The organism is uncultured Eudoraea sp., assembly GCF_947258525.1.
GTDB lineage: Bacteria > Bacteroidota > Bacteroidia > Flavobacteriales > Flavobacteriaceae > Eudoraea.
The window spans coordinates 22,769-32,003 of record NZ_CAMYIP010000114.1 but is presented as its reverse complement, the minus strand read 5'-3'; the positions used below and the strand labels follow the sequence as shown (position 1 = coordinate 32,003).

Genomic DNA, 9,235 nt, shown 5'->3' with positions numbered 1-9,235 from the left:
ATCTTTTTGTTATGTAATTTCATCTTTTTGTTTTAATGGGATTTTCTAATTATTACCTACCAGCTCAAACAATTCTTTATCTAATTGAGGTTTTACTTCACAAGTGTTATCTAAATGCATGGTAGCTGTGTTTGTGCTGTTGTAAGCAGGCCATGTAGGCAATCCGGAATGGTTGGGATCTCCATTTTTGGCAAAATTGATCCAGGCATTGCTAACTTTATCTGCTAAATCATGTGCTGCTTCCCCGCCACCTGTCATATTTTTACCCCGCTCTATATTGTCGAAAACGAAGGGCAATTCCATACAATGTAAGGATTTATATTTGCCATCCCAAACTGGTGACTGCCAGGTAAAAAGATACATATATACCGGAGCACCATCCTGAATCTTCGATTTTTCGTTTGCCTGAACTACTGCCCCGGGTCGGAACATGGTATCCACATCCAGAAGGTCTTTTGGGTCTTTGTCGTTTGGATAAGCTTTTTTTACAGCCAGGATATACGAATCTGCCTTTTCTTTATATTGCGCTTTAATATGCTCCATTATTTGCTGTTCGGAGGCTTTGACAAACCGCATATTAGCAAAAGGCGCGAATTCATTTTTTGTAGTACCTAATAGTAAGGGGATGTCTTTGGAAAGCATAAAAGCTTCTTCAGAAAAAAGCTGATAGGGTAGATCTTCACCATCACGACTGGGTCCCCAATTGAGGCCAAAGCCCAAAACAGGTTTTCCTTCTGCTTTCATCTTTTCTTCTACGATCTTCAATGCCTTGGTGCCGGCGGAACTCAAAATTTCAAATGGAATTTTCTGTAGGCTATCTACCTGACTTTCTTTTAATCCAAGATTAGAGAGTACTTCAGCTGCAATAGCCTGGGTTTCATTTTTTTCCAACATGGAAGCCCGGAAAGACCCACTTTGATTTACGGCCTTATGAAAAAGTCCTTTTGCCTGCGGCATGGCCATCAGTGTATTTACCTTTGCACCGCCGCCGGACTGACCAAAAATAGTTACATTATCAGGGTCTCCTCCAAAATTTTCAATATTGGTTTGTACCCACTCAAGGGCGGCAACCATGTCCAGAATACTGTTATTGGCAGAATGTTTGTATTTCTCTCCATAGGCAGAAAGATCCAAAAAGCCGAGTATATTCAGGCGGTGATTAATAGAAACCACTACCACATCTCCTTTTTTACTGAGGTTTTCCCCATCTGTGGAGGGTAATTCCTGACTGGAACCAGCGGTGAAACCACCTCCATGAATCCAGAAAAGAACGGCTCTTTTTTTGCCATCGTCAATACTCGGGGTCCAAATATTGATCCTAAGGCAGTCTTCATTGGGATAACCCCAATCGTGGTCAAAAACAAATTCCGGTTCATCATTAACCTCGGTGGTAGGTGTAATAAGGGGTGCCACCGGTCCATACATCGTTGAACTTCTAACACCTTCCCAGGAATCGGCTTTTGTTGGTGGCATGAAACGTTCTGCTTTGGCGTAGGGAATTCCTTTGTAGATAAAAGTACCATCATGGATATACCCTCTAACTTTTCCTGATTCCGTATTGGTTACCGCGATATTTTCGCCGGTAATGACTTCCTGTCCAAAATTTTGGTAAACTGCTAAAAGAAGTCCAATTAAACTTATTTTAAAAATTGATCTGTTCATTAGATAAGGTTTTATTTCTTATTAGATATATATGTTCAAGTCCAAATAATCATTCTTAAATTTTCCATTAGGGTCTAATCCCTCAGCTAAGGCAACAAATTCATGAAATTTATCATACCGTGAAGCCAGAAGAGTAGGATCTGTAGAGAAAAGTTTTCCCCAATGCGGACGGTATAGAAATGGCTCCAGTTCTGATTCGATCATTAAGATCAATTCTGCTACTTCTTCAGGATTTTGCTTCCATGTAAAATGAATTGCCACACAATCCTGGAGGTAGCATGGGCTCATCCATAAATTATCAGCGGCAATGGTCCTTATTTCTGTTATCATTAATTGGGGATGTATCTGCTCCTTCTTTTTTTCTAAGGCCAGAATAGCGTCTAAAGCTCTTTCTCTGGGCACGAAAAATTCTGATTGCAATTCTTTACCACTGCTTGGCGTAAAACCCATTTTAAAATGGGGTAATCTTTCATACCACGGGCCTGGAACCCCCATTTGTTCAGTGCAATTTTCTGCTGAAAGTTCTGTTATTGGATGTAAATTACGTTCTGCCGCTTTGGCGCCATAATAATCGGATCCCAAATCCTGGATTTGATCATTCACCTTTCTTTTTACCCATACCTGGCTCACCAATTCGTTTTGCCAATCGGTAAAAAGGCTTACACTATAGCCACCTGAAAGTATCGCATCAAAATTGGTCTTTAAGGATTCAAGAGTCAGATTTTGGAACACATCTTGTCGTACATCGAAAGTCTTTTCAATATCCAGCGTAACCTTGGTAATGATACCCAAAGCACCCAGATTAACCACTACAGCATTTAACATATCCTGGTCTGTGTCCCTGTTTATATTTATAATTTCTCCATTTCCGCTCACTAATTCCACAGCAGCAACCGAACTGGCAAGATTCCCATTCTTCACACCCGAGCCATGCGTCGCAGTTGCGCAGGCACCTGCAACCGAAATGTGTGGTAAAGATGCCAGATTATGCAGTGCAAATCCTTTTTGATGAAGTTCAGGTGCGAAATCTCCATATTTAGTACCTGCCCCAACTGTTATGGTCATTTTCTCCTCGTCAATACCTATTACTCCTTTTAAGTTTTTCGTAGAAATCTGATTCAAGGGACTATCGGCAATATTATTAAAGCAATGGCACGATCCTAAGGCCTTCTGGGCCTTAAGCTTATTGATAAGAGTCTGCACTTCTTTCACAGTTTTAGGCTCATGTAAGTTTTTAGCCCTATAAATGTAATTACCAGCCCAGTTTTTGCGCAGCATTGGGGGTTCAACTTCTGCACCCATTTTTTTCTTGTCCATATTACAAGATGCCAGAGGGGTCAAAGCCGCAGCTGTAGCGAATGTCATGGTTGTTTTTATAAATTCCGTTCTTTTCATAAGAGGTTCTTATTTAAAACCAATTTTCCTTATCCCTTCATGGCTTATTTTAATGGCATCAATTGGTTGCAGGCCATCAAAGGTCATATCCTGCTCAACCATGTAGTATTTCATGCCGGATAGCTTTTTCTTCTCGAGGATACGGGCAAAGTCTATTTTTCCTTTACCCACTGGTGCAAACCTGCCTTTCTCATCCATATCCTTTACATGCCAGATTTTGAAGCGTCCCGGGTATTTTTCAAAATAGGCAATAGGATCAGCACCTGCTTTTGTAACCCAAAACAGGTCCATTTGGAAGTTGACATATTTAGGGTCTGTATTTTCCAATAAATAGTCTATGGGAACAATTCCATCTGCATCTTTCATAAATTCAAAATCATGGTTATGGTATAACAGCTTAAGTCCTGCTGCCTCGCATTTTTTACCTAGTGTGGTTATAATTTCAGCAAGGTTGGCGGCACCACCGGTCATACTCATGGTATTGGTTTGCTGGTCATATTTAAAAAGCCCCATAGGAGGCACAGGTATTACAAAATACTTAAAGCCTGCTTCCTTTACGTCGGCAATCATGGAATCTGCATTTTCCATGGTTACAGATCCCTGATGGGTACTAATTGGTTTTAAACCAATCTCACCGAGCAAATTTTTAAAATCGGAAGGAGGCATACCATAGAATTTACTGTCCTCGTAACCCGCTGCTTCAATATTTTTATAGCCTGCCTCTGAGACTTCTATTAGGGTAGCCCTGGCATTCGTGGCCATGTCATCACGTACAGTATAAAGCGCCAGGCCGCCTGATTTTTTCTGGGCTTGACTAAGGAAAGGCCCTCCTAAAAAAAAGAGGAATAAAAGGAACTTGATAGATGTATTTTTCATAAGATTCTAATTTTTTTAGTAATTAAGTTAATCGAGTTTTAAGTATATAGGATTTGACTCCTTCGGATATAATTTTATGCATGTTCTTGATGTTCAATGGGGGCTTTATTTTTAAAGCTATATAGGTAAGGTGCTTTGTGGGCTGCCCCGGTAAATAACTTTTCATGCCTCTTTAAAATATCAAGGCCCAATATTTTTCTTTGAAATGTAGTTCTGCGCAGTTTCTCTCCCAGAACAGCCTCATAAACAAGTTGCAATTCCTTCATGGTAAATTTTGAGGGCAAAAGATTCATACCCACTAATTTTTTCTCCAGGTTGTTCCTTAGCGTTTCAAGGGCTTTTTCAACTATTTTCCCGTGGTCCATCATTAAAGGAGGCAATTTGTCAACAGCATACCAATTTATAGAATCTGAAAGTTCATCGGGTTTAGGTTCCACACTGTTATAATTAATCAAAGCGTAATATGCTACGGAAATAAATCGGTCTAATAACCAATTTCCCTCTTCAACCTCATGATCGTTGGCTTCTAAGATGGTGCGCATCACATCAGGGTCTGGTCTGGATAAGTCACCAAACGTATGAAACTGTTCCAGATAAATATTATCCAGTCCGGTTCGCTCTTTTAAACCTCGTTTAACGGCATCATCCAGGTTTTCATTTTGCCTGACAAATCCCCCTGGCAATGCAAATAAACCGGTATTGTGGTATTCAAGAATTAGAATTTTTAATTGTTCTCCATTAAAGCCAAATATTACCGAATCGTATGCCAGGTGCGGAATATATTCGTCAACGCTAGGTAGAATTTTGCTCATTTTATGCCCAACAAGATTAATTTTCTTTCAAATAAATGATAAAATATCAAGAAAAAAAAGTATTATTGTAACAAAATGAGACAATAATAAAACTTTAACACTTCAGCCCATGAAAACCGTCGCGATTTTTTCTGTGTTCTTAATGCTTTTAAGCTTTGTTGGAAAAGCACAAAATAATAATGCATTTCCTGTTCAGGTTATGATAGAGAATGGCATAATTGAGGGTAATTATGACACGCATACCGGTATTCAGACTTACTTTGGTGTACCTTTTGCCAAACCCCCGATTGGAGACTTAAGATGGAGGGCTCCACAACCTTTGGACAATTGGGAGAGTGTAAAGGAAACTAAGGAATTTGGACCGCGCCCGATGCAAACCATGGTATTTGGAGATATGAAATCGCGTTCCGATGGTGTAAGTGAAGATTGTCTGCATCTTAATATCTGGACACCCGCAAACAGGAATACAAAAGACCTGCCTGTATTGGTCTATTTCTATGGTGGTGGTAATGTAGCAGGTGATGCCTCTGAATACAGATATGACGGTGAAAGTATGGCTAAAAAGGGCATGGTGGTGGTTACTACCAACTACCGCCTCAATATATTTGGATTTTTAGCTCACCCCGAACTAAGTGCAGAGGCTCCGTATAAGGCTTCGGGCAATTATGGTGTACTGGACCAGCATGCGGCCTTAAAATGGGTGAATAAAAATATTGCTGCTTTTGGGGGCGATCCTAACAAAGTTACCATAGCCGGAGAGTCTGCCGGTTCCATAGCTGTTAGTGCTCAAATGGCGTCACCACTATCCAAGGATTTGATAGCCGGGGCAATAGGGGAGAGTGGCGCTTGTATTAATCCTACTTTGGCTCCCGTTTCTTTGGAAGAGGCTGAAAACATAGGGCTGGAGTTTGCACAAAACGCAGGATACCCTTCTATTGAACAGCTAAGGAAATTAAGTACAAGAGACATCTATGAAATTTATAACGAATCTAAGCGATTTGGTTTTCCAATGGTGATTGACGGTTACTTCTTACCAAAAACCTTACCTCAGATATTTAATGCTCAAGAGCAGGCTCAGGTTCCTTTATTGCTGGGGTGGAATTCAGCTGAGATTCCCGGAATGGCATTTATGCAGGGACAGCCTTATTCAGAGGAGAATTATGTAGCTAAGGTTAAGGAGGTATACCCCGATACCCATGAAGAAGTATTACAACTATATCCCCATAGTTCCCTTAAGGAAATAGAAAGATCTGCTACAGACCTGGCCTCGGACCGATTTATTGCCTATAGTACCTGGAAGTGGTTCGACCTGCATCGTAAAAATAGTAACCAGCCTGTTTACAGGTATCTTTACAGCAGAATAAGACCACCACTTAAAGATCAGAATCTGGAACCTGGTTTGGCAGGAGGTACCGTGGCCAAAAATTCTGATGCTCCAAAAAAACCTGAGCCTATAGGAGCTTCGCATGCCTGTGAAATAGAATATTGCATGGGAAATTTACACCTCGTGGATGACTATGCATGGACCGAGGATGATTTCATAGTCTCAGAAACCATGCAGAATTATTTTGCCAATTTTATAATGACCGGTAACCCAAATGGGGAAAATCTGCCTGAGTGGCCCTCTGCGGAGGCTAATGATAAGACACCACCGGTAATGATTCTTAATACAGTGAGTGTAGCCAAAAATGCAGGAAATGATGCCCGCTATAAGTTTTTGGAGAAATCTTATGGAAATTAAGCAAGCAGGTTTTTTGTTTGAACTATTAACTTAGAACGGTACCTATTTGCTTGTATTCACTACAGATCAAGCGCCATTTATTTCAGATTCTTATTAAAAAATTCAATGGTCCTTTTCCATGCTAGTTCCGCTGCTTCTTTGTCGTATCGCGGTGTGGTTGTGTTGTGGAAACCATGATTGACATCAGGGTAAGTATAGGCCACATAATCTTTGTTATTTGCTTTCAATGCCGCCTCATATGCCGGCCAGCCTTCATTTACCCGCTTATCTAATCCGGCAAACTGTAACATTAAAGGGGCATTGATTTTATCAATATCTTCTTTGGGTTGTCCGCCGTAAAAAGGCACTGCAGCTGAGAGACCTGGCACTTGAACGGCCATCATATTGGAGATCCATCCTCCAAAACAAAAACCAACAACACCAATTTTACCACTACAGTCCTCATGTGCCTTTAAGTATTTATAAGCAGCAATAAAATCTTCCAGCATTTCATTGCGGTCCCGCGTTCTTTGCATTTCACGGCCTTTATCATCATTTCCCGGATATCCGCCAAGAGGAGTCAGTGCATCTGGTGCAAGGGTTATGAAGCCCTCTAAAGCCGCCATTCTGGCCGTATCTTCAATGTACGGGTTGAGGCCCCTGTTTTCATGAACTACAACTATGCCGGGCAATTTTCCTTTGGCATCCACAGGTTTGGAAAGCAGTCCTTTAATTGTTCCCCCACCTTTTGGAGATTCATAGTTGATATAATCAGAATCCAACCTTGGGTCATTGGCAGGCACCAACATGGTATCCTTGTAATTGGGCATCAGGAAACTCATCAGTGATGCCACCGTAATACCTCCCACAGCATACAGAGACAGTCTTTCAATAAATTCCCGTCTTTGTAATTTGTTGTGCGCGTAGTCATCATACAAGTCAAAGACTTCCTGTTCAATATCTTCCTTTTTAAGTGATTTCATAATAGCGTTCTTGTTTAGTTTAACAAACTTTTCATAAAATTTTCTTTAAATGCTCTTCCAATAGGCGCCTTAATATCTCCGGTTAAATAGGCCTGGTTGCCAATGATTTTTTCAATTTTAGAGGTGTTAATGATAAAAGATTTATGAATTCTGAAGAAATGATTTTGACTTAATTGTTCTTCCCAGAATCTTAAGGGCTCTGAAGATAAATATTTTTTTTCAGCAGTTATAATTTCTGTATAGTCTGTATCTGATTTAATGTATATAATGTCTTTTATGGTTATTTTAATATGCTCATAACCCGATTTTATAAAGATTTCTTTACGATTTTCCTGAATCTCAGATTCTGTGATGTCTGTTGTTTTAACAGAACTTTTTAAAGGTATTTTGGCCACAGCTTTTACGAAACGCTGAAATGAAAAAGGTTTCAATAAATAATCTACAACACTAAATTCATAACTCTCCAGGGCATAGTCAGAGAAGGCAGTTGTTAAAATAACATGGGGTGGATTGGACATGGTTTTTAGAAAGTCTATTCCTGAAATCTTTGGCAAATGAATGTCCAGAAACATAAGATCAACCGAGTTGGATTTTAAAAATTCCATAGCCTGGATGGCATCAGAAAAAACGCCTACAAGATGCAGCGTACCTATATCCTCTATAAATTTTTTAAGGATGCGCTGAGCCGGGGGCTGATCTTCAATAATTATACAATTCATTTCAAACTAATTTTCTGCAATTCCATTTTTAAATCAACTTCAAATTGATGAGGGGTTTCATTGATTTTAAGTTCATGAGCATTGGGGTACAAAAATTGCAATCGCTTTTTTACATTATCCAAACCAATACCCTTAGTTAAGTTTTCAGTCTCAGTTATTGGCTGAAAATTGTTCTTACAATTAAAATGAAGGGTATCTCCGACCATTTTAATGTCTACGTCTATCCTGATATTGCTGGATTGACCTGATTGACTGTGCTTGAATGCATTTTCTATGAAGACCAGGAGGATCAAAGGAGCTATTTGATAGCCGGGTTTAATCGCAGTGGCTTTAAAACTTACCTTGCCTCTTTCTTCAATCTGAAGCTCATTGAGTTGCGTGAAATTTTCCAGTTGTTCAATTTCTTTGGATAAGGGAACAAATCTTTCTTTGCATTCATAGAGCATATAACGCAAAACCGAACTTAATTCCAAAATTATTGTAGGAGTTTTGGGAGAAAGTTCAATGGCATATGAATAGAGATTATTCAGGTTGTTGAACAAAAAGTGAGGATTTATCTGGGACTTTAGAAATTGAAGTTCACTTTCCTGCATTGTGGTTTTCAATTTTTCTACTTCACTTTGTTTGCCAATGGCATCCCATGCAAATTTAAACCCGGACAGGATTGCAATTATTGGAAGGACGTCAAATATGGCAAAATAAATACCCGCAAAATTTGCTCTTGGAGTGCCCGGATAAAAGACAACTTCTAATAATTCTTCCGCTATTATCACGATTAAAAGGACCAAAACTACAAAACCAAAGAAATGCCAGTATTTCTTGTTATATAAAAATTTGGGCATTAAATAGTAGGTGATAAAAACAGAAGCGCATGCATATACCAAAAAGAAAATTAACTGGGCCAATGTTATACCCGGGTCATTCCTGTCAAAGGAATAAAAAAGGAGAACTAAAATGTACAATACAAATTGAAAGAAAAGTTCTTGCCAGCTAATACGTGGAGTTATCTTATTCATATTCACCCTAATACCACAAATCTACACTATTAGGCACATTTCCAAAAAAGAC

8 protein-coding genes are annotated in these 9,235 nt (G+C 39.5%); 1 reads left to right on the top strand and 7 read right to left on the bottom strand.

Annotated elements, in window-relative coordinates; all coding sequences use genetic code 11:
- Positions 1-45: 45 nt before the first annotated feature.
- The 4 genes from Q0X89_RS08555 to Q0X89_RS08540 all read right to left on the bottom strand — a co-directional run bounded on the left by Q0X89_RS08555 (position 46) and on the right by Q0X89_RS08540 (position 4,745).
- Positions 46-1,662, bottom strand: coding sequence for a carboxylesterase family protein (locus Q0X89_RS08555; protein ID WP_297693136.1), 1,617 nt, complete (start codon positions 1,660-1,662; stop codon positions 46-48).
- 21 nt (positions 1,663-1,683) lie between these two features.
- Positions 1,684-3,057, bottom strand: coding sequence for an FAD-binding protein (locus tag Q0X89_RS08550; protein ID WP_297693134.1), 1,374 nt, complete (start codon positions 3,055-3,057; stop codon positions 1,684-1,686).
- 9 nt (positions 3,058-3,066) lie between these two features.
- On the bottom strand, positions 3,067-3,933 hold the full coding sequence (locus Q0X89_RS08545; RefSeq protein ID WP_297693132.1) for a TIM barrel protein: 867 nt from the start codon (positions 3,931-3,933) through the stop codon (positions 3,067-3,069).
- A 74-nt stretch (positions 3,934-4,007) separates the two neighbouring features.
- On the bottom strand, positions 4,008-4,745 hold the full coding sequence (locus tag Q0X89_RS08540) for an NUDIX domain-containing protein (RefSeq protein ID WP_297693129.1): 738 nt from the start codon (positions 4,743-4,745) through the stop codon (positions 4,008-4,010).
- Positions 4,746-4,854: 109 nt separating this feature from the next.
- On the opposite strand from Q0X89_RS08540, the gene Q0X89_RS08535 reads away from it, so the two are divergent.
- The gene (locus Q0X89_RS08535; RefSeq protein ID WP_297693127.1) at positions 4,855-6,486 is read left to right on the top strand and encodes a carboxylesterase family protein; all 1,632 of its coding nucleotides are present in this window, start codon (positions 4,855-4,857) and stop codon (positions 6,484-6,486) included.
- Positions 6,487-6,563: 77 nt separating this feature from the next.
- On the opposite strand, the gene Q0X89_RS08530 is transcribed toward Q0X89_RS08535, so the two are convergent.
- The 3 genes from Q0X89_RS08530 to Q0X89_RS08520 are packed head-to-tail and all read right to left on the bottom strand — an operon-like array spanning position 6,564 to position 9,183.
- A complete protein-coding gene (locus tag Q0X89_RS08530; RefSeq protein WP_297693125.1) occupies positions 6,564-7,448 on the bottom strand; it encodes a dienelactone hydrolase family protein in 885 nt (294 codons plus the stop codon).
- Between the two features lie 14 nt (positions 7,449-7,462).
- Positions 7,463-8,167 carry a LytTR family DNA-binding domain-containing protein gene (locus Q0X89_RS08525; RefSeq protein WP_297693123.1) on the bottom strand — a complete coding sequence of 235 codons (705 nt, stop codon included), beginning with the start codon at positions 8,165-8,167 and terminating at the stop codon, positions 7,463-7,465.
- Positions 8,164-9,183, bottom strand: coding sequence for a sensor histidine kinase (locus Q0X89_RS08520; protein WP_297693121.1), 1,020 nt, complete (start codon positions 9,181-9,183; stop codon positions 8,164-8,166). Before Q0X89_RS08520 ends, Q0X89_RS08525 begins: the two co-directional genes overlap by 4 nt.
- Positions 9,184-9,235: the final 52 nt, after the last annotated feature.